This is a genomic window from Cereibacter ovatus (assembly GCF_900207575.1).
Taxonomy (GTDB): Bacteria; Pseudomonadota; Alphaproteobacteria; order Rhodobacterales; family Rhodobacteraceae; genus Cereibacter_A; species Cereibacter_A ovatus.
In genome coordinates, this window is sequence record NZ_OAOQ01000019.1 from 15872 (window position 1) to 37039 (window position 21168).

Here is a 21168-nt window from a genome sequence, read left to right on the forward strand (position 1 = left end):
TGAGGAGAAGGGGCGGCGCGGACGCCGCCCGCGATGTCACTCGGCGGCGACGGCGTCGCGCTGGAAGATCGGCAGAGTCTCGGCCTCGATGCGCCAGATGTCGTGCTGAAGCGTATCGACCGAGGCGTTCGAGTCGTAGAGGTTGGCCCAGGTGAACCCGGCCTTCTTCCAGATCGCCGCGATCCTGTGCCCCAGATCGAGATACCATTGCGGCTCGGGCGCTCGGTGGCCTTCGAGGTCCGACCCCGGGTTCGGGCACCAGATCGACGCGGTGCCGACCGCGCCCTTGTCGGCCAGATGCTGGATGCCGGCCAGAAGGCTTTTCTTCGGCTCGGTCCCGGCCACGAAGTTCGACCGCACATTGCCGTGGCCGAAGACGCCGACCGAATATTCGATGGCGCGCAGCCAGTGGTCCCAGCCGCCGGAATCCCGCGCCTTGCCGGGGCAGATGGCGTTGTAGATGCCCTTGTCCCAGAACTCGAGGTTGAGGCCCACCGTGCGATAGCCCGCCTCGCGGAACCGGTCGAGGTTGCGCAGGTCGATCGGGGCCGCGACCACGGCCGTGCCGTTGAAATCCTCGACGCCCGAATGCTTGCGGATCGCGTCGGCCACGTCGAGGTAGTATTCCAGTTCACGCCGTTCCGGGATCACGCCGCCGGTGATGTTGACGTGATCGACAAGACCCTGGCGATGAACCTCGGCATAGGTCTCGCCGATCTGCTTCGCGGTTTTCCAGAAGATTCCCGACTTTTCGCCGTAGGTGTCCTTGGTGAAGTTGATGTTGCAGAACAGGCAGTCCTCGCCCTTGTCCTTATACGAACATTCGTTCGAATAGGCGACGAAGAACTGCCGGTCCGACCCGAGCGAGCCGATGGTGGCCATCGCCGCCCCGTCCGAGGTCTTCTGCCCGTAATAGGCGGGCCTTGCGGGAAAATGTGCCTCGGCCAGCTGTTCGTCGTCCTTCACGACGATGGTGCGGTTGCCGTCGAGCACGATCCGGTGGCGCGCATCGGGATTCCAACGGAACGGCACGACGAGCCCGTGGTCGAGGCGGAAATAGGCAGGAAGTTCGTCGTCGTGGATCTCGAAATCCATCTCGAACAGCGTATGCACCTGTTCCTGTGTCTTCACGCCCGGCGCGATGAAGGCCAGCGCCTCGCGGCTGATGGCTGCGCCGTCGGTGTTCAGTTCCGCCTTCAGCGCCAGTTCCTTCCAGAGGCGGTCCTTCAGTCCGATCTGTTGTGCGGTCATGGATGGGCCTCGTTCATGCGCGGGCGGCGGGCGCGTCTTGCAGCGCCGTGGCCGAAGCAATGCGGATCATGGAAAGCTCCTCTGCGAAGTCCCGAAGGGACAATACTCGTCAAAACGTGTCGTGATTTAAGGATACAGAAGGGACGATCCCGGTCCATTCCAAGTTGGGCTGCCTGAGGGGAACGGATTGCCCGCGGGCGGTAGGCTTCGGGGAAGGGATTTCCGGCACGACGCCCGGCGATGGCCCGGCGCGCCGCAACGGAAGCGGCGGGTGTGGCGGCTGTAGAGAATAATCTTCCCGATCCGGCCAGAGTCGCAGCAGGCCGCCATCGTCCCGGCACCGGTCTTTGGAATTCACGCCGGAGGGAAATCGGCTTTAATCACGACAGAACAAATCGCCTTATGCCGACCTGTGGAGACACCATGACCAGCCAACGCAACGAAACGCTTGCCCTTCACGCGGGCTACCGCGCCGATCCGACAACCGGGGCGGTTGCCGTGCCGATCTATCAGACGACATCCTACCAGTTCCGCGATGCCGACCACGCCTCGGCGCTGTTCGCGCTGCAAGAGCTGGGCAACATCTACACCCGCCTTGGCAATCCCACGACCGACGTCCTTGAACAGCGTATCGCCGCGCTGGAAGGCGGCGCGGCGGCGCTGGCCGTGGCCTCGGGGCAGGCGGCCTCGGCCTATGCGATCCAGAACATCGCCCGGGCGGGCGACAACATCGTGTCGTCGACCGCCCTCTACGGCGGCACCTGGAACCTGTTCGCCAACACGCTGAAGGATCAGGGAATCGAGGTCCGCTTCGTGGACCCCGCCGATCCGCAGGCCTTCCTGCGCGCCTCGGATGACCGCACCCGCGCCTGGTATGCCGAAACCCTGCCCAACCCCAAGCTCGAGGTGTTCCCCATTGCCGAAGTGGCGGCGCTCGGCCGGCCGCTGGGCATTCCGCTGATCGTGGACAACACGGCCGCACCCCTGCTGGTGCGCCCGCTGGACCACGGGGCGGCGATCGTGGTCTATTCCTCGACCAAGTATCTGGGCGGGCACGGAACCTCTATCGGCGGGCTGATCGTCGATGGCGGCAATTTCGACTGGGCGGGCCATCCCGTCCGCCAGCCGGCGCTGAACACCCCCGACCCCAGCTATCACGGCGCGGTCTGGGTTCAGGCGACGGCGGCGCTGGGACCGGTGGCCTATATCGTCAAGGCGCGCACGACGCTGCTGCGTGACCTTGGCGCGGCGCTCTCGCCCTTCAACGCCTTCCTGACCCTGCAAGGGATCGAGACCCTGCCGCTGCGGATCGAGCGTCATTCGCAGAACGCCGCGCGGGTGGCCGAATTCCTCTCTGCCCGGCCCGAGGTGTCGCGCGTGATTCATCCGGGCTTCCAGAACGGCATCGCCGCCGAACGGGCCGCGAAATACCTGCCGCGCGGGCAGGGGGGCCTTGTCGGCTTCGAACTGGCCGCCGGACGCGAGGCCGGGCGCCGCTTCATCGACGCGTTGCGGCTGTTCTATCATGTCGCCAACATCGGTGACGCGCGCAGCCTTGCGATCCATCCGGCCTCGACCACCCATTCGCAGCTGACCGCCGAGGATCAACTGCGGACCGGCGTCACGCCCGGCTATGTGCGCCTGTCGATCGGCATCGAGCATATCGACGACATCCTGGACGACCTTGAACAGGCGCTGGAGGCGGCCGGCCGCCAGACTGCGGCCGCCTGAGCCACGACCGCTGCGAGTCCCCGCGGCGGTCCCCTTCATCCCGTTCGCCAACCCCCGCGCCCCGCAACGGCAGGCGCGATAAAAGGAGGCTTGCCATGACCCTGACCCGTCGCCTATTCCTCGCCGCCACCGCAGCCCTTGCGCTGGCCACCAGTCCGGCCCTCGCCGAACCCCTGCGCGAGATCCGCATCGACTGGGCCACCTACAATCCCCTGTCCCTGCTGATCCGAGAGAAGGGCCTGCTGGAGCGCGAGTTCGAGAAGGACGGCATCGCCATCACCTGGGTCCAGTCCGCCGGCTCGAACAAGGCGCTGGAGTTCCTGAACGCCGGTTCGCTCGACGTCGGATCGAGTGCCGGTTCGGCGGCGCTGCTCGCGCGGATCAACGGCAACCCGATCCGGTCGGTCTACAGCTACTCGCGTCCGGAATGGACGGCGCTGGTCACGCGGGCCGACAGCGGCATCACCTCGGTCGCGGACCTCAAGGGCCGGACCGTCGCCGTCACCCGCGGCACCGATCCGCATGTCTTTCTGGTGCGGGCGCTGGCCGAGGCGGGGCTGAGCCAGGATGACGTCCGGGTGGTGTTGCTGCAACATGCCGATGGCCGCACCGCGCTGATCCGCGGCGACGTCGACGCCTGGGCCGGTCTCGACCCGCTGATGGCCTCGGCCGAGATCGAGGACGGGGCGCTGCTGTTCCACCGCGATCCGGCGGCCAATACTTGGGGCATCCTGAACGTGCGCGAGGCGTTCCTTGAGGAAAACCCCGCCATCGTCGAACGTGTGCTGAAGGTTTACGAGGCGGCGCGGCACGAGGCGGAGGCCGACCCGGCCGGGCTGAAGCGCATTGTCGCCGGGGTCACGGGCCTGCCGGCTGCGGTGGTCGACCGGCAACTGGACGAACGAACCGACCTGTCGCAGCCCCGCATCGGCACCGCGCAGCGCGAGTCGATCCTGCGGGCCGGCGTCGCCCTGCAGGCAGCGGGCGTGATCGAGGCGGCGGTCGATGTCCCGGCGATGGTGGATGCGCTGCTCGACGACCGCCTGCCCGCGGCGACCAACTGAGAGCGCGGGGCGATGGTCGACACCTCGCTTGCCGCGCCGCGATCCGTGGTGCGGCGTCTTGGCGGAACCGGCTGGGCGCTGGGTCTGATCTTGCCGCTCGGTCTGGGTATTCTTTGGGAAGCGGCGGTGGCTGTGGGGCTGAACAGCGGCCGCCTGCTTCCGCCGCCGTCTGCGGTCGCGGGCACGCTCTGGTCGCTCTGGCAGGGCGGCGTGCTGGCCGATCATGCGCTGGCGACGCTTGGCCGCGTCGGCGCGGGCTTCGGCCTCGGCGTCGCGGCGGGAACGCTGGCGGGTGCGCTGACCGGCTATTCGCGGCTGGCAAGCCGCCTGCTGGACCCGAGCCTTCAGGCGCTGCGCGCCATCCCTTCCATCGCCTGGGTGCCGCTGTTCATCCTGTGGTTCGGCATCTTCGAGACCTCGAAGATCGTGCTGATCGCGGTGGGCGTGTTCTTTCCGGTCTATCTGGGCCTGATGGCGGCCATCCGATCCGTCGACCGCAGGATCGTCGAGGTCGGCCGCATCTATCGGCTGTCCGGGCCGGCGATGGTCGGGCGCATCCTGTTGCCCGCGGTGCTGCCCGCCTATGTCACCGCGCTGCGATCGGGCCTTGGCCTTGGCTGGATGTTCGTGGTCGCGGCCGAGTTCATGGGCGCATCAGAGGGCCTGGGCTATCTGCTGATCGATGGGCAGCAGCTGGGCAAGCCGGGCCAGATCGTGGCCGCCATCATCGCCTTCGCCCTGCTGGGCAAGGCCACCGACAGTCTTCTGGGCTGGATCTCGGCGCCGTTCCTGCGCTGGGAAGACGGCTTCGCCCGCCACCATTAGGAGAGCCCATGCTGGCGCTGAACGATATCGGAAAGACCTATCCCAACGGCGTGCAGGCGCTGGAGGGCATCGGGCTGCGGGTGGAGGCGGGCGAGATCCTTGCCATCCTCGGGGGCTCGGGTTGCGGCAAGTCCACGCTGCTGCGGCTGATCGCGGGGCTGGACCGGCCCGCCCCGGGGCGGGTTGTGCTGGACGGCGCAGAGGTGAGTGGCCCGCATGAGAAGATCGGCGTGGTGTTCCAGGAGCCGCGGCTCTTTCCCTGGTTGACGGTGGCGGGGAACGTGGGCTTCGGGCTGGGCCGCAGGCCCGCCCATGAACGCCGGGCGCTGGTCGAAGAGGCGCTGCGCCGCGTGGGGCTGGTGGACAAGGCGGGCGTCTGGCCGCGTGAGCTGTCGGGCGGGCAGGCCCAGCGGGTGGCGATCGCCCGCGCGCTGGTGACCCGCCCCGAGGTGCTGCTGCTGGACGAGCCGTTCTCGGCGCTCGATGCCCTTCACCCGGATCGACCTTCAGGACCATCTGCTGCATGTGTGGGAACGGACCGAGCCGCGACCGACGCTGATCGTGGTGACCCATGACGTCGACGAAGCGATAGTGCTGGCCGACCGCATCGTGATCCTGCGGCCGCATCCGGGGCGGGTTCAGGCCGAGATCCGGGTCAGCCTCGACCGTCCCCGCGACCGCAGCGCCCATGGGTTCGAGGATCTGCGGCGGCAGGTCATGGCCGTGCTTGACCAGTCGTTGATCCACCGGCTGGATTGAACGGGCCGGACCCTCTCTCGCGGGTCCGGCCCGTTCAGTCCAGCGCGGCTGAGAGATCCGCCCAAAGGTCTTCGGTCGACTCAAGCCCGACCGACAGGCGCAGCAGGTCGTCGGGCACCGGCGAGGTCGGCCCCTCGATGCTGGCGCGGTGCTCGATCAGGCTTTCCACCCCGCCAAGCGATGTCGCCCGCGTCCAGATCCGCACCCGCGCCGCGGTGGCGATGGCGGCCTCGCGCCCGCCCGCGACCCGGATCGACAGCATCCCGCCAAAGCCGCCCTGCATCTGCCGCCGCGCCACATCGTGGCCGGGGTGGCCGGGCAGGCCGGGATAGAGCACCGCCGCCACCCGCGGATGGGCGGCCAGCCGGTCCGCCAGCAGCGAAGCCGAATGGCATTGCCAGCGCAGGCGGGGAAACAGCGTGCGCAGGCCACGTTGCAGCAGCCAGGCCTCGAACGGGCCGAGGATCGCGCCGTTCTGGCGCTGGATCGTCTCGATCCGCGACCAGACCTCGTCGCGCCGCGCGGTGGTCAGCGTGCCGGCAACCACGTCGCTGTGGCCGTTGAGGTATTTCGTGGCCGAATGCATGACGATATCGGCGCCCAGCTCCAGCGGCCGGGTCAGGACCGGCGTGGCCACGGTGGAATCCACCGCCAGCCGCGCCCCCGCCGCATGCGCGATCCCGGCCACGGCGGCGATGTCGGCCACTTCCCATGTCGGGTTGGCGGGCGTTTCCAGCCAGATCAGCCGGGTCTGGCCGGGCCGCACGGCCGCCGCCACCGCGTCAAGATCCGATGTGTCCACCAGATCGACCCGCAGCCCCCAGCGGCTGGCGAAATCCAGAAGCCAGCCGCGCAGCGCCCAATACATCACCCGCGGCGCCACCACATGATCGCCGGGGTTCAGCGCCAGAAACACCGCCGTCGCCGCCGCCATGCCCGAGGAGAACAGCAGCGTCGCCTCGCCCCCTTCCAGCTGGGTCAGCGTCTCGGCGGCGGCGTCGAAGGTCGGGTTGTCGGCGCGGGCATAGACGCGGCCGCGGGAATAGCCGGTGTCGGCGTCACGCTCAAAGGTGGTCGAGGGGTGGATCGGCGGGATCAGCGCCCCGGTCGGGCCGTCGACATGACCCAGCGCCTGCGCGGCCAGCGTCTCGGGGGTAAGCGCGCGGTCAGTCATGGGCGGCGACCTGCAACGCGATGGCCGGCGGCACGGTCAACGTCTGAAGCACGACGCAGTAACGTTCGGCCAGTTTCGTCAGCGTGTCGATGCGGTCCTGCGGCTCGGGGGTGTCGAGATCGAAGCGCAGCCGGATCGCCGAGAACCCCACCGGCGCCTCGCGGTCCACCCCCAGCGTTCCGCGGAAATCCAGATCGCCCTCGGCGGTGACGGTGCCGCCGCGCAGCTCGAACCCGATGGCCGTGGCCACGGCGTTCAGCGTGACGCCCGCGCAGGCGACCAGCGCCTGAAGCAGCATGTCGCCCGAGCAGGCCTGCGCGCCGCTGCCGCCGGTGGCCGGATGCAGCCCGGCCTCGATCAGCGCCCGGCCGGTTTCCAGCCGGCAGGACAGGCCCTCGCCCAGCGTGCCACTGGCCCGCAGCGTGACCCGCGCCGCCGCGGGATCGGCCTTGTAGCTTTCCTTCAGCGGCGCCTGTAGGGCGCGCAGATCCTCGGCGTTCATGTCGGCTCCTTCTGGCTGGCCCGGTGGCGGCGGATGATCTCGTCCACCGCTTCGGGATCGGCGAGTGTCGTCGTGTCGCCCAGATCGTGGTAGTCCCCGGCGGCGATCCTCGCAAGCACGCGGCGCAGGATCTTGCCGGCGCGGTTCTTCGGCAGCGCGGGTGCCCAGAGCAGCGCCTCGGGCGTGGCAATCGGGCCGATCCGTTCGCGCACCAGCGCCACGATCGCAGCCTTCAGCGCCTCGGTCTCCGGCTGGTCGGCCTTCAGCGTGACGAAGGCAAAGATCGCCTGTCCCTTGACCGGATGGGGGATGCCCACCACCGCCGCTTCGGCCACGGCGGGGTGGCTGGCGATGGCGCTTTCCAGCTCGACCGTGTCCAGCCGGTGGCCCGAGACGTTCAGCACATCGTCGATCCGCCCGGTAATGCGGTAATAGCCAAGGCCATCGCGCTCGACTCCGTCCCCGGTGAAGAAATGGCCGGGGAAGGGCGAAAAATAGGTGCGCAGGAAGCGGTCGTGGTCGTGCAGGATCGTGCGCGCCTGCGCGGGCCAAGAGCCGGCGAAGCACAGGCTGCCGCGCCCCGCCCCCGCGACAGGGCGGCCGGCGGGGTCCATCACCACGGGGCGGACGCCGAAATAGGGCTTGCCGGCGGCGCCGGGCTTGTTCGCCACCGCCCCCGGGATCGGCACCAGCAGCACCGAGCCGGTCTCGGTCTGCCAGTAGGTGTCCACGATCGGGCAGCGCCCGCCCCCCACGATGCGATGCAACCAATGCCAGGCGTCGGGATTGATCGGCTCGCCGACCGAGCCCAGCACGCGCAGCGAGGACAGGTCGTGGCGGCGCACGGGCGCTTCGCCCTCGCGCATCAGCGACCGGATCGCGGTGGGGGCGGTGTAGAAGATCGCGACACGGTGCTTCTCGATGATCGACCACCAGCGCGAGGAATCGGGAAAGGTTGGCACCCCTTCGAACAGGACCGAGGTGGCGCCGTTCAGCAGCGGCCCGTAGATCTTGTAGCTGTGCGCGGTCACCCAGCCGATATCGGCGGTAGACCAGAAGACATTGCCCTCGTGCCAGTCGAAGATGGTGCGCCAGCTGGTGCCGACCTGCACCAGATAGCCGCCCGTGGTGTGGACCAGACCCTTCGGCCGCCCGGTCGGCCCCGAAGTGTAGAGCACGAACAACGGATCCTCGGCCCCGACCTCGACGGGCGGGCACCAGGGATCGGCGGCAGTCAGCGCCGGACCCCAGCGGATGTCGCGACCGGGGGTCATCGGCACCGCGGCGCCGGTGCGCGCGGCCACGATCAGATGCGCGACGCCTCCGGCCGCGGCCGCCGCGCGGTCAGCATTGCGCTTGAGCGGCACCACGCGGCCGCCGCGCAACCCCTCGTCCGCCGTGATGACCACGCGCGCGCCCGCATCGCGGATCCGGTCGGCCAGCGCCTCGGCCGAAAAGCCGCTGAACACCACCGAATGCACCGCACCGATGCGGACGCAGGCCATCATCGCCACGATCGCCTCGGGGAGGACCGGCATGTAGATCGTGACCACATCGCCCTTGGCCACCCCCAGCCCCCGCAGCACGTTTGCGAGGCGGTTGACCTGATCGGCCAGTTCGGCCCAGGTGACGGTGCGGCTTTCCCCCGGCCGGTCGCCCTCCCACAACAGGGCGGGCTGATCGGCCTTGGCCGGCAGGTGCCGGTCGATGCAGTTGACCGAGGCGTTCAGCGTGCCATCGGCGAACCAGCGGATTCGCAGGTCGGCCGGGTCGAAGTTCGTGTCTGACACCTCGCGGAACGGGCGGATCCAGTCGAGAGACGCGGCCTCGGCGGCCCAGAAGTCATCGGGCGCACGCAGCGATGCGGCATAGCGGCGGCGGTAGGTCGGCAGATCGACATGGGCACGCGCCGCAAGATCCTGCGGGACAGGGACAAGTTCAGTCATCGGATTTCCTGCGAAAAGAGTGGGGGTCGCCGGGGAGGTCGACGACCCCCGGTCCGTCCCGGCCTTACCAGGCCGGCAGGACGGAACCTTCGAATTCGGCTTCGACGAAGGCGCGCACCTCGGGCGAGTGATAGGCGTTGACCAGATCCTTGACCCATGCGGCATCGGCATCGGCCTTGCGCACCGCGATCAGGTTGACATAGGGGCCCTTGGGGTCTTCGCGCAGGATCGCGTCTGACGGCTTCAGCCCGGCCTCGGTGGCGTAGTTGGTGTTGACCGCCGCCGCATCCACATCGGGCAGCGAACGGGCCGTCTGCGCCGCGTCGATCTCGAGGATCTTCAGCTTCTTCGGGTTCTCGACGATATCGGCCACGGTGGGGGTGAAGCCCACGCCCTCGCGCAGGGTGATCGCGCCGTGGTCGCGCAGCAGCAAAAGCGAGCGGCCGCCGTTGGTCGGATCGTTCTGGATCGCGATGGTGGCGCCTTCAGGAAGGCTGGCCCAGTCGGCATGTTTCGCGGAATAGATCCCCAGCGGGAAGTTCACCGTCTGCGCCACCGCCACGATGTCATAGCCGCGGTCGCGGATCTGGTTGTCAAGATAGGGCTGGTTCTGGAAGCTGTTGGCCTCGATCTCGCCGGCGTTCAGCGCCTCGTTCGGCACCACATAGTCCGAGAATTCGATGATCTCGATCTTGTGGCCCTTCTGCGCTGCAATCGGGCGGACCGCCTCGAGGATCTGGGCGTGGGGGCCGGGCGTCACGCCGATCCGCAGGGTTTCGGCCAGTGCGGGAAGGGCAAGCAAGGCGGCTCCGGTCGCGCCCAGCAGAAGGGCGCGGGACAGCAGGTTTCGGGACATGTCGATCTCCTTGGGATGGGGAAGGGCCGCCGGTCAGGGCCGGCGGATGCGCTTGTTAAGGTGGATGGCCAGCCGCTCGCCGGCGGTCTGGGTGGCCTGCACCAGCAGGACGAGGACGAGGACGACGACGGCCATCACCTCGGGCATGAACCGCTGATAGCCGTAGCGGATGCCAAGATCGCCCAGACCGCCGCCGCCGACCGCGCCGACCATCGCCGAGTAGCCCAGCAGGCTGACAACGGCGAGCGTCAGGCCCAGCACGATGCCGGGCAGCGCCTCGGGCAGCAGGACGCGGGTCACGATCTGGAGGGGCGTTGCACCCATCGCGCGGGCGGCCTCGATCAGGCCGTGATCGACCTCGCGCACCGCGCCCTCGACGATGCGGGCGATGAAAGGCGCGGCGGCGATGGACAGCGGGATGATCGCGGCGGTGGTGCCGATCGAGGTGCCGGCGATGGCCCGCGTCAGCGGCACGATCGCCACCACCAGAATGATGAACGGGGTTGAGCGGGTGGCGTTCACAATCATGCCGAGCACCGCGTTCAGTGCGGGGGCGGCGAACAACTCTCCCCGCTTGCTGTTGGCGAGAAAGAGCCCCAGCGGCAGCCCCGCCGCCGCCCCGATCAATCCCGAGATGGCAACCATGTAGAGTGTGTCGCAGGTCGCCTCGGCGATCAGGCGGATCAGTTCAGGCGACATGGGCGATCTCCTCGATCAAGGGGCGGGGATCGGGCAGGGCCGCCCGCAGCCGGGCCAGCGGCACGGTTTTCGGATCGAGCAGCGCCAGCACCACCCCGAAGGGCCGCCCGCCGATGGCGTCGATCCGGGCCGAGACAATCTCGACGCCGGGGCCAAGGGCGCCGAGGCGGGCCAGCGCGGCGCCGGCCTGCCCGGCCAGCGTGATGCGGACAAGGCTGCGCCCGCCCGCCTGCCCGGGGGCGACCTTGCGCGCCTCCCATTCGGGAGGCAGGTCCACGCCGGTCGCGGCGACCGCAAAGCGCGCGGCGATGGGGGTGGCGGGGCGGGTGAAGACGTCGAACACCGGGCCGCTTTCGACGATCCGCCCGGCTTCAAGCACGGCCACCCGGTCGCAGATCTCTTTGATGACCGGGATTTCGTGGGTGATCAGCAGGATGGTCACACCCAGATCCCGGTTCACCTGCCGCAGCAGCCGCAGGATGGACAGTGTGGTTTCAGGGTCGAGTGCCGAAGTCGCCTCGTCGCACAGCAGGATGCGCGGATCGTTGGCCAGTGCCCGGGCGATACCGACGCGCTGCTTCTGCCCGCCCGACAGTTCGGCAGGGTAGCGGTCGCGCTTGTCGGCGATGCCCACCAGATCCAGCAGCCGCTCGACCCGGGGCCGGATCTGCGCTGACGGAACGCCGGCAATCACCAGCGGCAGGGCCACGTTCTGGAACACCGTGCGCGCGGACAGCAGGTTGAAATGCTGGAAGATCATGCCGATCGAGCGCCGCTCGCGCCGCCATTCGGCTTCGGTCAGGGCGCCGACCTCGCGGCCGAACACGCACACCCGGCCCGAGGTGGCATGTTCCAGCCCGTTGACCAGCCGGATCAGCGTCGACTTTCCGGCGCTCGAGGGCCCGATGACGCCGGTGATCGATCCCGGATCGAGGCTCAGGCTGACATCGTGCAGCGCCGGCACGGGGGGCTGCCCCCGGCGCGCAGAATAGTTTTTCGACACCTGCTCGAACGCTACGGCGGGGGTCGTCCCCGCGGCGGCTTCGGCCAGCGTGGAAGGCAGGGCAGGCAGGGGGCGCAGCAGGCTCATGTCTGTCCTCCCGCGCTGGGTCTGGATGTCGGCACTTGGCAGGGCATGGCGGCAACCTTTTGTTTTGAAGCAACCTTTTCTTGGGGAATTGATAAGGGCCGGGTGCTGCGTGGGCCAATCCAAAGACTGGCGGAATACGATGCGTCCCGTCTCTGCGCGGGCCGTTCGGGAGAAGACCATTCCCCGTCCGCGGCGGGCAGGCCGACAGCATCCGGCGCCCTTGCACCCAACGATGCAGAGACAGGCGGGCCGCACGGGAACAACTCTCTCCGGCTGCGTGGGGTGGTAGGATAAATCTCTACTGGTTGAGTCGTCTTTGGAATTCGGCGCGGAACCGTCCGCGCCTACAGTCGGTGCCGGTCGACATCCGACACCGGCCGCGGGCGATTCCCGCCGCCTGCCAGACAAGAAACACGAGAGGACGACAGATGAAGACGACTCGCCGCCACCTGATCGCGGCCCTTGGCCTTGGCGCCACGCTGGGCCTTGCGCTGCCCGCCTTGGCCGCCGACCCGCTGAAGATCGGCGTCTCTGCCGGCCCCTATGGCGACATCCTGCGCCACACGGCCGAACTGGCGGCCGCGCAAGGTATCGAAGCCGAGATCATAGAGTTCACCGACTGGCCGCTGATCAACGAGGCGCTGGCGCATGGCGACCTTGACGCCAACAACTTCCAGCACATCCCCTATCTTCAGAACCAGATCACCGCGCGCGGTTTCGATCTGGTGCCGGGGCCGGCCTCGATCGTGGTGCCGACCGGGGTCTATTCGGCGCGGCTTGCCTCGCTTGCCGATCTGCCCGAAGGCGGCACCATCGCCATTCCGAATGATCCGAGCAACGCGGCCCGCGCGCTGTTCTTGCTGGAGAAGGCCGGCGTGATCCGGTTGAAGGAGGGTGCGGGGATCACGGCGACCGTGCTTGATCTGGCCGGGAACCCGCGCAACCTGCGCTTTGTGGAACTGGACGCGGCGCAGCTTCCGACCTCGCTGCCCGATGTCGATGCCGCCGTCATCACGCTGAACTATGCCGTGCTGGCGGGGCTTGATCCGAAGACGGCGCTGATTTTGGAAGACGAGCACAGCCGCTGGCATCTGGTCTGGGCCACCCGGCGCGACAATGCCGAGGATGCGCGGCTGAAAACCTTCATCAACCTCTACCGTTCGCCCGAGGTGAAGGAGTTCATCCTGTCGCGCTTTGACGGCACCATCCTGCCCACTTGGTGAAAAGGAATTTCACGATGCCTTTTCCGCAGGACCGATGGGCCGGTCTGACGCCCTCGCCGGCAACGGATGTGCCGCTGTCGCCCCTCACCTTCCTGCGCCGGGCAGCGCGGGTCTGGCCGGGGCAGGTCGCCGTAATCGACGGCGACCGACGCTTCACCTGGGCCGATTACGCCGAGCGTTGCCGCAGGCTTGCCGGGGCGCTGGCCGCGCTTTCGGTCGAACCGGGCGACGTGGTGGCGGTGCTGGCGCCGAACGTGCCGCTGATCCTCGAGGCGCATTTCGGGGTGCCACTGGCCGGGGCGGTGCTGAACCCGCTGAACACCCGGCTGGACGGGGCGGGGCTGGCCTTCATCCTTGCCCACAGCGAGGCGAAGGTGCTGCTGGTTGACGCGAGCCTTGCCGCGCTTGCGGCCGAGGCCCTGGCGGGCCTTGACCATCCGCCTGCGGTGCTGGTGGCGGGCGAGGGCCCGCTGCCCGCCGGGCTATCGGGCGCCGCGGATTATGAGGCTGCGCTGGCCGCGGCGGTGCCTGCGCCTTGGCGGCTGCCCCAATCCGAATGGGATCCGATCGCTGTCAACTACACCAGCGGCACCACGGGCAACCCGAAGGGCGTGGTGCTGCACCACCGCGGCGCCCATCTGGCGGCGCTGGCCAACATGGCGGTGCTGGGCCTGCGCAGCGACAGCCGCTATCTCTGGACGTTGCCCGCGTTTCATTGCAACGGTTGGAGCGGCATCTGGGCCGCCGCCGCGGCGGGAACCACGCAGGTCTGCCTGCCACGGGTCGATCCGGTCGCGATCCTGAACCGGATCGACGAGGCGGCGATCACCCATCTCTGCGCGGCCCCCGTGGTGCTGACGATGATCCTGAACGTCCGCGACGGCGTGCCCGAGCGCGGCCCCGGCAGCCGCCCGGTCATCATCGGCACCGGCGGAGCGGCGCCGACCTCGGCCGTGCTGGCCGCCGCGGCGGCGCGGGGTTTCGATGTGATCCATATGTATGGCATGACCGAAAGCTATGGCCCGACCACGGTCTGCGCGCCGCAGGCGGCATGGGCCGACCTCGCCCCGGCCGAGCTGGCCGCGGTCCGCGCGCGGCAGGGGGTGCCGCTGGTGGCGGTCGAGGATGTGACCGTGCTGGACCCGGAGGGCCGACCGGTTCCGGCCGATGGCCGGACGCTGGGCGAGATCGCCTTTCGCGGCAACACGGTGATGCTCGGCTATCTGAAGAACCCCGCCGCCACCGCCGAGACGCTGGCGGGGGGCTGGCTGCGCACCGGCGATCTGGGCGTCTTGCACCCTGACGGCTATCTTGAGGTCAAGGACCGCGCCAAGGACATCATCATTTCGGGCGGCGAGAACATCAGCTCGCTCGAGGTCGAGGAAGTCCTGTCGCGCCATACCGCCGTGCTCGAGGCGGCCGTGGTGGCCGAGCCGCACCCGTTCTGGGGCGAGTCACCGGCCGCCTTCGTCACCCTGCGCGCCGATGGTCCGGTGCCATCCGCGGCCGATCTTGTCGCCTGGGTGCGCGATCACCTTGCGCATTTCAAGGCACCGCGGCGGGTGGTGTTCCGCGAACTGCCGAAGACCGCGACCGGCAAGATCCAGAAGGCGGCCCTTCGCGAAGAGGCCCGCCGGATCGCGGCGGCGCCATCGTCGACCTGAACCGACGGCAGGCGCCCGTTCCAGCGGGCGCCGGTCGGCTGATGTTCTGTGGAGGAAGGGCCTGTCAGGCTTGCCGATCGTCGGGGGCCGCGACAGTCGGGTTGGCTTGCGCTTCGCCAGACGACCGCAGGGTGACGGCTGCGCAAGACCGCGCGAACAGACGGAACAGGGAAAGCGGGCGGGCCTTGGGGTTCGGCTGCGGCTGGGGGATCAGCAGACGGGCGAGTTCCGGGTCCGGACCGTGGAACATCATGTCACCGGATGTCGGAGGCACCTGCGCCGGGCGAACTGAGGCTTCCCGACGGCGCCACGATGATCCCTACCACCGCAGCATAGGCCAGAAGGAACACCGCAAGGGCGAACGGGCAGGGCCGCGTCGCCGACAGGATGCGGACCTGCGCCTTGCCGATCATCGTGGCACGGGCGGGGCCTTCGGACACTGACGTGATGCCGGCGTTGGCGAAGGATGTCTGCGCTGAATGCATCGGTCGGTGACTCCATTTCATCCGCGAATATACTAGCATGATTGTCGTGTTTTGATCTGCCTCTTTTCCAGTCTGCGGCGATGACTTCCGTCTGTCGGCGGCGCATTCTGTAGGAAACCATTCCGAAGCACCGCCTGCATCGGGCCGACAGTCGATGCGCCGCTGTCAGGGATCTGTCGTGTTGACGGGATAGACGGTGGTGTCCTTCATGCGCTCCATGGCGAACTTCGACGTGACGTTCTTGGGCGCGGTGGCCTCGGTCAGGCGCTGGTAGAAGCGGTCGAAGGCGTGCATGTCCGGCATGACGACCTTCAGCATGTAGTCGACATCGCCCGCCATCCGCCAGAGGCCCACCACTTCGGGCAGGGCGGTCACCGTCTCGGCAAAGCGTGCGCGCCAGGCGGGGCTGTGGTCGGGGGCCTCGATTTCGACGAAGACCGTCAGGCCCAGCCCGATCCGCACGGGATCGACAAGGGCCACCCTTCCGGTGACCACGCCCGATTGTTCCAGCCGCTGGATGCGCTTCCAGCACGGGGTCTGCGACAGGCCCACGCGGTCGGCCAGCTGTGCGATCGAGATCGAGCAGTCACGCTGCAACTCGTGGATGATCTTGCGGTCGATCCGGTCCATGGCCGGGGCGCGGGTCAGGCTTTCCGGGGTGGTGTCAAGCAGTGTCATCTATCCGTCCTCAGGGGGTGGCGTGCGCGCAGGTCGTGCGCGGCGGAAGTGGGTCCGAGAGGCCGGCCGGGGCCAAGCCATTCGGGTGCAAGCGCGGCCCGCAGCCGGTCGGCCGCCTGGCCAAGAAGGGCCGGATCGGCCGGGGCAAGCGCCGGCAGAAGCGGTTGCAGCCGGTGGCGCAGCAGTGCGTTCCATTCCGGCAGCGACAGACGGGCGCGCCCATCCGGCACGATCACGACCCGCAGCCGGTGCTGAAGCGCAGGTTCCGCCTGCCAGACCGCATGGTTGCGGGGCCCCGCGCGCCGCAGTCGCCAGCCTTTCACCGCCAGAACCCGGATTGCGTCCAACAGATCAGGAGGTAAGAGGGGGTCCGGGTGGAACGGACTGGTGGTCACCCACAGCACAAGCCGTGCGATCCGGGCGTTGGTCGGACTTCGGTCCTGCGCCATCATTCACGCTGATATGAACTGTCTGACGAAGTCTGTTTTTGGTTTTGCACGGATTTCTGCGGGTTTTCCGATCTGTTCGATTTGTCCCATGGACATCACAACCACCAGATCTGCGAGTTCCATGGCTTCGTCCTGATCGTGGGTGACGAAGACGGTGGTCAGGCCGGTGGCGTCGTGGATCTCGCGCAGGCCCTGGCGCAGTTCCTTGCGCACGCGGGCATCGAGCGCGCCGAAGGGCTCATCAAGCAGCAGCATCCGGGGCTCTATCGCCAAGGCGCGGGCGAGGGCCACCCGCTGGCGCTGGCCGCCTGACAGTTGTGCGGGATAGCGTGCGCCGATGTCTGGCAGCTGGATCAGATCGAGCAGCTTGTGCACGCGGCGGTCGATCTCGGGCCCGGTGGGGCGGGTTCGGCGGGGCCGGGCGCGCAGGCCGTAGGCGATGTTTTCAAACACCGTCATGTGCCGGAACAGCGCATAGCTTTGGAAGACAAAGCCCGCGCGGCGTTCCTGCACCGTCAGGCCGGTCGCGTCCTGGCCGTCGAACAACACCCGCCCCGAGGTCGGGAATTCCAGCCCGCCCAGAATGCGCAAGAGCGTGGTCTTGCCCGATCCTGACGGCCCCAGAAGCGCGATCAGCGCGCCTGACGGGATCGACAGGCTGACGGGGTGCAGCGCGGCGGTCGGGCCGAAGTGTTTGGCGATTTCGTCGATCTGGATATGCATGGGGTGTGTCCTAATGCCGGTGGGTGGCGGCCAGCTGGTCGGCATAGCGCCATTCCAGCGCGGATTTCAGCGTCAGGGTGACAAGGGCCAGCGCCGCCAGCAGCGCCGCCATCGAAAACGCCGCGACCGAGAGATATTCGTTGTAAAGCATCTCGATCATGATCGGCATGGTGGTGGTCTTGCCGCGGATCTTGCCCGAGACCACCGCCACGGCGCCGAATTCGCCCATGGCGCGGGCGTTGCACAAGAGCACGCCGTAAAGCAGCGCCCAGCGGATGTTGGGCAGCGTCACGGTCAGAAACATCCGCCAGCCCGAGGCGCCAAGGGTCAGTGCGGCCTCTTCCTCGGCGCGGCCCTGTTCGGTCATCACGGGGATCAGTTCGCGCGCGACGAAGGGGAAGGTGATGAACATCGTGGCCAGCACGATGCCCGGAAGGGCAAAGACGATCGGGTAGCCATGGGCGACCAGCCACCCGCCGATCAGCGAGTTCGCCCCGAACAGCAGCACGAAGCACAGCCCCGCCACCACCGGCGAGACCGAGAACGGCAGGTCGATCAGCGTGATCAGCAAGGCCTTGCCGCGCCAGTCGAATTTGGTGATCGCCCAGGCGGCGGCGATGCCGGCGGCTGCGTTCATGGGCACCGAGACCGCGGCCACGATCAGCGTCAGCCGGATCGCCGCCAGCGCGTCGCGGTTCCCCAGCGAGGCCACCGCCAGCGCGATGCCATTGCGCAGCGACTCGGCAAAGACGGCGGCCAGCGGGGCCAGCACCAGCAGGCCCAGCAGCCCCAGCGTGGTCAGGATCAGCAGCCGGCGGACCCAGGCGGGCTCGGCGGTGGCGGCAAGGGCGGTGGGCAGGCGAGAGGCGAAAGCCGTATCACTCATGGCAGACCTCGGGATGGGGAACGGGGCGGGGAACGGGGGCCGCCAGCGCCAGTATCGCCAGCGCCAGCAGGAAGCCCGCCAAAGCGCAGGCCGCGTAAAGGCCGACCGCCACCCCCGGCCCCTGGCCGGTCAGCAGCGCGGTCGCGCCGCCCGCCAGCCCTGCCGCGATCGCGATCAGCAGCGGGCCGAGGCAGCCGGGACGGGTATCGGGATCATGGTTCATGGTGGTCCTCGTCAAACTGCGCCCATGCGGCGGCGGCTCCAGATCTGGACAAGGTTGATGGCCAACAGCAGCGCGAAGGAAATTCCCAGCATTGCCAGCGCGATGGCCACGGCGCCGTCATAGTCGAATTCTTCCAGCCGGATCACGATCAGCAGGGGCGCGATCTCGGTTGCCATCGGCAGGTTGCCGGCGATGAAGATGACCGATCCGTATTCGCCCACGCTGCGCGCCAGCGCCAGCGCAAAGCCGGTCAGCAGCGCGGGCACCAGCATCGGCAGGATGACGCGCAGGAAGGTCCGCGCCCGCGAGGCGCCCAGCGTGGCCGAGGCTTCTTCCACCTCGCGGTCGATTTCCTCGATCACCGGCTGAACCGAGCGGACGACGAAGGGCAGGCCCACGAAGATCAGCGCGATCCAGATGCCGGCCTCGGAATAGGCGACCTTGATCCCCAGCGGCTCAAGCAGCCGGCCAAAGGCGCCGTTCGGGGCGTAAAGCGCGGTCAGCGCGATGCCGGCCACGGCCGTCGGCAGCGCGAAGGGCAGGTCGACCGCCGCATCGACAAGGCGGCGGCCGGGAAAGCGATAGCGCGCCAGCACCCAGGCCAGCGCCAGCCCGAAGACCAGGTTGAACGCCGCCGCCACCAGTGCGGCCCGAAACGACAGGATCAGCGCCGCCTGCACCCGGTCGCGTCCCAGCAGGGCCAGGATCTCGGCCGGGCCGATCGCCGCGCCGCGCAGAAGCAGCGCGCCGATCGGCAGCAGCACCACCAGCGACAGGGTCGTGACGGTGATGCCCATGGCAAGGCCAAGGCCCGGCAGCGGCGAGGGAAGGGCCAGCGGGCGCATGTCACTTCGCCTCGTAGATCTGGTCGAAGATGCCGCCGTCCCCGAAATGTTCGGGCTGCGCCTTGGCCCAGCCGCCGAAATGGCCGATGTCGACCAGATCCAGCGCCGGGAAGCGGGTCACATCGGCGGGGTCGGCGGCCGAAGCGTCCCAGCCGCGGTAGTAATGCTTGAAGGCCAGCGCCTGCCCTTCGGGGGTGTAAAGGAAATCCAGATAGGCGGTGGCCAGCTCGCGCTGCGCGTCCGAGGCGATGTTGCCCTCGACCAGCGCCACCGGCGGTTCGGCCAGCACCGAGACCGAGGGCACGACGATGTCGAACCGGTCCTCGCCCAGCTCCTTCAGCGCAAGCCAGGCCTCGTTTTCCCAGGCCAGCAGCACATCGCCCAGCCCCCGTTGCGCGAAGGTCGTGGTGGCGCCGCGGGCGCCGGTATCCAGCACCGGCACATTGGCAAACAGCCGGGCCAGAAAGGCCTTCGGGTCCTGGTCGTTCTTCTCGGCCCAGGCCCAGGCCGCCAGATAGTTCCAGCGCGCCCCGCCGCTGGTCTTGGGGTTGGGCGTGATGACCTGCACCCCGTCCTTCACCAGATCGCCCCAGTCGGCGATGCCCTTGGGATTGCCCTCGCGCACCAGAAACACGATGGTCGAGGTGTAGGGCGAGGAATTGTGCGGCAGCTTCGACTGCCAGTCGGCGGGCAGCTTGCCCGACTTCGCCGCGATCGCGTCGATGTCGGACGCCAGCGCCAGCGTCACCACCTGTGCGTTCAGCCCGTCGATCACCGACCGCGCCTGCGCGCCGGACCCGCCGTGGCTGACCTCAAGCGTCGGCGCCTCGTGGCCCTGCGATTGCCAGTGTTTCGCGAAAGCCTCGTTCACCTCGCGATACAGTTCGCGCGTGGGGTCGTAGCTGACGTTCAGCAGCGTCTCGGCCGAGGCCGGCGCCCCGAAAGCTGCGGCCAGCGCAAGGCCCGCCACGGCCAGCGCGCGCGGGAAACTCTGGAAGGTCTGCATCATTTGTCTCTCACTTTCCTGTCGGTCGTCGCCTTGGTGGCGGCTGTCGCCGTGGTGTCGGTTGGGGGCCGGACCGCGCGGGCGGTCCGGGACTGTCATGCCGGTCAGATCCGGGCGCGCGGGTCCGCGACCCGGCGGACCTCGGCCCGCCACAGCCGCGGGTCGCGGTCCTCGAGCAGGCTGGCCAGCCCCTCGGTCGCGTCGCGGGTGTAGATCACCAGCGGCATCCCGTTCACCCGCAGCACGGCGCCGGTCTCGCGATGCACCAGATGCAGGCTCCAGACCGGGCCGGCGCGCTCCGCGTCGCGGTCGCGGCACATGCGCCGGAAGCCCTGCGGCTGACGGCTGTCGAACGCTCTCGCTTCCATGGTCGTCTCCCTGCCTTCCGACGGCCCCGTGCCGTCCCGATAAATACGACAGATGAAATCGTGATTGGCAAGGAAAGAGATCGGGCGATCTTTGGCGGTGTGGGAGAAGGATTTTCTCCGACCCCGCCGGCCGTGGAAGAAGATCGGGCGGAAACCCCGCCGGAGCCGCGTCTTGTCGCTGCGGCCGAGGCGTGTGGCGAACGGGCATCCGCGGCGGAGGGGATCTTTTCCCATCCGCCGCTCTGCCTGATTTTCGGGCAGAACGGGCCGCCGCGGGGAGAACGGGGCGCCCGCGGGCCGGGGCCTGCCGCGAATCAGGGCGGCCGGTGGCCCGGTTCCTGCCCCGCGCGGTGCCGGGAAGACACGACCGATTCTGCCGATTTGGCTTGTCGCGCCGAAGGTGGGGTCATACCTGCGCCAGCGGGTGGGCTCGATCGCGGATTGGCGCTACCAGCCGGTGCCGCTGCTGGCTCATCCCGGGCTGGACGATCTCGTGCCGCTCGACCTGACGCACAGCTCGCTTCGCAGTGTCTCGCCGATCCACCGCGAATACATGCAGAACACGCATGTGGCCGCCAGCCTGACCATCGGGCTGGCCGATGGCGAGAGGCTGTGGGGCATGCTGGTCTGCCACAACATGACCCCCCGGATCGCCGGCTCCGAGCGGCGGCCGCCGTAGCCGGCAAGAGCTGTCCGCAACCACAGACCTCCGGCCGCTGCA

24 protein-coding genes are annotated in these 21168 nt (G+C 68.6%); 8 read left to right on the top strand and 16 right to left on the bottom strand.

Features of this window, described 5'->3' with window-relative positions; all coding sequences use genetic code 11:
• Window positions 1-36: 36 nt before the first annotated feature.
• Entirely contained in the window at window positions 37-1251 is a 1215-nt protein-coding gene (locus CRO07_RS15175) for a radical SAM protein (protein WP_097031517.1), read from the bottom strand.
• A 423-nt stretch (window positions 1252-1674) separates the two neighbouring features.
• Between CRO07_RS15175 and CRO07_RS15180 the strand changes: the two genes are divergently transcribed.
• The 5 genes from CRO07_RS15180 (at window position 1675) to CRO07_RS19175 (ending at window position 5630) form a co-directional block, all read left to right on the top strand.
• Window positions 1675-2982 (top strand): O-acetylhomoserine aminocarboxypropyltransferase/cysteine synthase family protein, encoded by a 1308-nt coding sequence (locus CRO07_RS15180; protein ID WP_097031555.1) that lies wholly within the window; start codon window positions 1675-1677, stop codon window positions 2980-2982.
• Window positions 2983-3077: 95 nt separating this feature from the next.
• The gene (locus CRO07_RS15185; RefSeq protein ID WP_097031518.1) at window positions 3078-4046 is read left to right on the top strand and encodes an aliphatic sulfonate ABC transporter substrate-binding protein; all 969 of its coding nucleotides are present in this window, start codon (window positions 3078-3080) and stop codon (window positions 4044-4046) included.
• Window positions 4047-4058: 12 nt separating this feature from the next.
• Window positions 4059-4871 (top strand): ABC transporter permease, encoded by an 813-nt coding sequence (locus tag CRO07_RS15190; RefSeq protein WP_097031519.1) that lies wholly within the window; start codon window positions 4059-4061, stop codon window positions 4869-4871.
• A gap of 8 nt (window positions 4872-4879) precedes the next feature.
• Complete coding sequence (locus CRO07_RS15195) at window positions 4880-5446, top strand: ABC transporter ATP-binding protein (protein WP_235841033.1); 567 nt, start codon at window positions 4880-4882, stop codon at window positions 5444-5446.
• Window positions 5436-5630: a hypothetical protein gene (locus tag CRO07_RS19175; protein WP_235841034.1), complete on the top strand. Its 195-nt coding sequence runs from the start codon at window positions 5436-5438 to the stop codon at window positions 5628-5630. The genes CRO07_RS15195 and CRO07_RS19175 overlap by 11 nt, the downstream gene beginning before the upstream one ends.
• A 34-nt stretch (window positions 5631-5664) precedes the next feature.
• Here the strand turns inward: CRO07_RS19175 and CRO07_RS15200 are convergent, their stop codons facing one another.
• The 6 genes from CRO07_RS15200 to CRO07_RS15225 all read right to left on the bottom strand — a co-directional run bounded on the left by CRO07_RS15200 (window position 5665) and on the right by CRO07_RS15225 (window position 11897).
• Entirely contained in the window at window positions 5665-6804 is a 1140-nt protein-coding gene (locus tag CRO07_RS15200; protein WP_097031520.1) for a trans-sulfuration enzyme family protein, read from the bottom strand.
• Window positions 6797-7306: an OsmC family protein gene (locus CRO07_RS15205; RefSeq protein WP_097031521.1), complete on the bottom strand. Its 510-nt coding sequence runs from the start codon at window positions 7304-7306 to the stop codon at window positions 6797-6799. Before CRO07_RS15205 ends, CRO07_RS15200 begins: the two co-directional genes overlap by 8 nt.
• Window positions 7303-9252 carry an acetate--CoA ligase gene (gene acs, locus CRO07_RS15210; RefSeq protein ID WP_097031522.1) on the bottom strand — a complete coding sequence of 650 codons (1950 nt, stop codon included), beginning with the start codon at window positions 9250-9252 and terminating at the stop codon, window positions 7303-7305. Before acs ends, CRO07_RS15205 begins: the two co-directional genes overlap by 4 nt.
• Before the next feature lie 64 nt (window positions 9253-9316).
• A complete protein-coding gene (locus CRO07_RS15215; protein ID WP_097031523.1) occupies window positions 9317-10108 on the bottom strand; it encodes a MetQ/NlpA family ABC transporter substrate-binding protein in 792 nt (263 codons plus the stop codon).
• Between the two features lie 33 nt (window positions 10109-10141).
• Complete coding sequence (locus tag CRO07_RS15220; protein WP_097031524.1) at window positions 10142-10807, bottom strand: methionine ABC transporter permease; 666 nt, start codon at window positions 10805-10807, stop codon at window positions 10142-10144.
• The gene (locus CRO07_RS15225; RefSeq protein WP_235841035.1) at window positions 10797-11897 is read right to left on the bottom strand and encodes a methionine ABC transporter ATP-binding protein; all 1101 of its coding nucleotides are present in this window, start codon (window positions 11895-11897) and stop codon (window positions 10797-10799) included. The genes CRO07_RS15220 and CRO07_RS15225 overlap by 11 nt, the downstream gene beginning before the upstream one ends.
• A gap of 428 nt (window positions 11898-12325) precedes the next feature.
• Here CRO07_RS15225 and CRO07_RS15230 point away from each other — a divergent pair, with 428 nt between their 5' ends.
• Both CRO07_RS15230 and CRO07_RS15235 read left to right on the top strand, forming a co-directional pair.
• Window positions 12326-13120 carry a MetQ/NlpA family ABC transporter substrate-binding protein gene (locus CRO07_RS15230; protein WP_097031526.1) on the top strand — a complete coding sequence of 265 codons (795 nt, stop codon included), beginning with the start codon at window positions 12326-12328 and terminating at the stop codon, window positions 13118-13120.
• Between the two features lie 14 nt (window positions 13121-13134).
• On the top strand, window positions 13135-14784 hold the full coding sequence (locus CRO07_RS15235; protein ID WP_097031527.1) for an AMP-binding protein: 1650 nt from the start codon (window positions 13135-13137) through the stop codon (window positions 14782-14784).
• A 254-nt stretch (window positions 14785-15038) separates the two neighbouring features.
• Here CRO07_RS15235 and CRO07_RS15245 read toward each other — a convergent pair whose 3' ends face one another.
• From CRO07_RS15245 to CRO07_RS15285, 9 genes are all read right to left on the bottom strand, one after another.
• The gene (locus CRO07_RS15245; RefSeq protein WP_097031529.1) at window positions 15039-15269 is read right to left on the bottom strand and encodes a hypothetical protein; all 231 of its coding nucleotides are present in this window, start codon (window positions 15267-15269) and stop codon (window positions 15039-15041) included.
• Between the two features lie 165 nt (window positions 15270-15434).
• A complete protein-coding gene (locus tag CRO07_RS15250; protein WP_097031530.1) occupies window positions 15435-15947 on the bottom strand; it encodes an Lrp/AsnC family transcriptional regulator in 513 nt (170 codons plus the stop codon).
• Window positions 15944-16396, bottom strand: coding sequence for a hypothetical protein (locus CRO07_RS15255; protein WP_141400075.1), 453 nt, complete (start codon window positions 16394-16396; stop codon window positions 15944-15946). The genes CRO07_RS15250 and CRO07_RS15255 overlap by 4 nt, the downstream gene beginning before the upstream one ends.
• 3 nt (window positions 16397-16399) lie before the next feature.
• On the bottom strand, window positions 16400-17119 hold the full coding sequence (locus CRO07_RS15260; protein WP_097031532.1) for a sulfate/molybdate ABC transporter ATP-binding protein: 720 nt from the start codon (window positions 17117-17119) through the stop codon (window positions 16400-16402).
• A 10-nt stretch (window positions 17120-17129) separates the two neighbouring features.
• Window positions 17130-18005: a sulfate ABC transporter permease subunit CysW gene (gene cysW, locus CRO07_RS15265; protein WP_097031533.1), complete on the bottom strand. Its 876-nt coding sequence runs from the start codon at window positions 18003-18005 to the stop codon at window positions 17130-17132.
• On the bottom strand, window positions 17998-18228 hold the full coding sequence (locus tag CRO07_RS15270; RefSeq protein WP_097031534.1) for a hypothetical protein: 231 nt from the start codon (window positions 18226-18228) through the stop codon (window positions 17998-18000). The genes cysW and CRO07_RS15270 overlap by 8 nt, the downstream gene beginning before the upstream one ends.
• Window positions 18229-18239: 11 nt before the next feature.
• The gene (gene cysT / locus CRO07_RS15275) at window positions 18240-19073 is read right to left on the bottom strand and encodes a sulfate ABC transporter permease subunit CysT (RefSeq protein ID WP_097031535.1); all 834 of its coding nucleotides are present in this window, start codon (window positions 19071-19073) and stop codon (window positions 18240-18242) included.
• A gap of 1 nt (window position 19074) precedes the next feature.
• Window positions 19075-20082 (bottom strand): sulfate ABC transporter substrate-binding protein, encoded by a 1008-nt coding sequence (locus CRO07_RS15280; RefSeq protein WP_097031536.1) that lies wholly within the window; start codon window positions 20080-20082, stop codon window positions 19075-19077.
• Between the two features lie 101 nt (window positions 20083-20183).
• On the bottom strand, window positions 20184-20447 hold the full coding sequence (locus CRO07_RS15285) for a hypothetical protein (protein WP_097031537.1): 264 nt from the start codon (window positions 20445-20447) through the stop codon (window positions 20184-20186).
• Window positions 20448-20847: 400 nt separating this feature from the next.
• On the opposite strand from CRO07_RS15285, the gene CRO07_RS15290 reads away from it, so the two are divergent.
• The gene (locus CRO07_RS15290; RefSeq protein ID WP_235841036.1) at window positions 20848-21126 is read left to right on the top strand and encodes a GAF domain-containing protein; all 279 of its coding nucleotides are present in this window, start codon (window positions 20848-20850) and stop codon (window positions 21124-21126) included.
• Window positions 21127-21168: the final 42 nt, after the last annotated feature.

Excerpts from the sequence above, each read along its gene's own strand:
- CRO07_RS15220 (WP_097031524.1), bottom strand. The coding sequence starts at position 10,807 with ATGTCGCCTGAACTGATCCGCCTGATCGCCGAGGCGACCTGCGACACA.
- CRO07_RS15200 (WP_097031520.1), bottom strand. The coding sequence starts at position 6,804 with ATGACTGACCGCGCGCTTACCCCCGAGACGCTGGCCGCGCAGGCGCTG.
- acs (WP_097031522.1), bottom strand. The coding sequence starts at position 9,252 with ATGACTGAACTTGTCCCTGTCCCGCAGGATCTTGCGGCGCGTGCCCAT.
- CRO07_RS15260 (WP_097031532.1), bottom strand. The coding sequence starts at position 17,119 with ATGCATATCCAGATCGACGAAATCGCCAAACACTTCGGCCCGACCGCC.
- CRO07_RS15205 (WP_097031521.1), bottom strand. The coding sequence starts at position 7,306 with ATGAACGCCGAGGATCTGCGCGCCCTACAGGCGCCGCTGAAGGAAAGC.
- CRO07_RS15185 (WP_097031518.1), top strand. The coding sequence starts at position 3,078 with ATGACCCTGACCCGTCGCCTATTCCTCGCCGCCACCGCAGCCCTTGCG.
- CRO07_RS15285 (WP_097031537.1), bottom strand. The coding sequence starts at position 20,447 with ATGGAAGCGAGAGCGTTCGACAGCCGTCAGCCGCAGGGCTTCCGGCGC.
- CRO07_RS15250 (WP_097031530.1), bottom strand. The coding sequence starts at position 15,947 with ATGACACTGCTTGACACCACCCCGGAAAGCCTGACCCGCGCCCCGGCC.
- CRO07_RS15280 (WP_097031536.1), bottom strand. The coding sequence starts at position 20,082 with ATGATGCAGACCTTCCAGAGTTTCCCGCGCGCGCTGGCCGTGGCGGGC.
- CRO07_RS15175 (WP_097031517.1), bottom strand. The coding sequence starts at position 1,251 with ATGACCGCACAACAGATCGGACTGAAGGACCGCCTCTGGAAGGAACTG.
- CRO07_RS15270 (WP_097031534.1), bottom strand. The coding sequence starts at position 18,228 with ATGAACCATGATCCCGATACCCGTCCCGGCTGCCTCGGCCCGCTGCTG.
- cysT (WP_097031535.1), bottom strand. The coding sequence starts at position 19,073 with ATGCGCCCGCTGGCCCTTCCCTCGCCGCTGCCGGGCCTTGGCCTTGCC.
- CRO07_RS15190 (WP_097031519.1), top strand. The coding sequence starts at position 4,059 with ATGGTCGACACCTCGCTTGCCGCGCCGCGATCCGTGGTGCGGCGTCTT.
- CRO07_RS15235 (WP_097031527.1), top strand. The coding sequence starts at position 13,135 with ATGCCTTTTCCGCAGGACCGATGGGCCGGTCTGACGCCCTCGCCGGCA.
- CRO07_RS15195 (WP_235841033.1), top strand. The coding sequence starts at position 4,880 with ATGCTGGCGCTGAACGATATCGGAAAGACCTATCCCAACGGCGTGCAG.
- CRO07_RS15215 (WP_097031523.1), bottom strand. The coding sequence starts at position 10,108 with ATGTCCCGAAACCTGCTGTCCCGCGCCCTTCTGCTGGGCGCGACCGGA.
- CRO07_RS15245 (WP_097031529.1), bottom strand. The coding sequence starts at position 15,269 with ATGCATTCAGCGCAGACATCCTTCGCCAACGCCGGCATCACGTCAGTG.
- CRO07_RS15225 (WP_235841035.1), bottom strand. The coding sequence starts at position 11,897 with ATGAGCCTGCTGCGCCCCCTGCCTGCCCTGCCTTCCACGCTGGCCGAA.
- CRO07_RS15255 (WP_141400075.1), bottom strand. The coding sequence starts at position 16,396 with ATGGCGCAGGACCGAAGTCCGACCAACGCCCGGATCGCACGGCTTGTG.
- CRO07_RS15230 (WP_097031526.1), top strand. The coding sequence starts at position 12,326 with ATGAAGACGACTCGCCGCCACCTGATCGCGGCCCTTGGCCTTGGCGCC.
- CRO07_RS15180 (WP_097031555.1), top strand. The coding sequence starts at position 1,675 with ATGACCAGCCAACGCAACGAAACGCTTGCCCTTCACGCGGGCTACCGC.
- cysW (WP_097031533.1), bottom strand. The coding sequence starts at position 18,005 with ATGAGTGATACGGCTTTCGCCTCTCGCCTGCCCACCGCCCTTGCCGCC.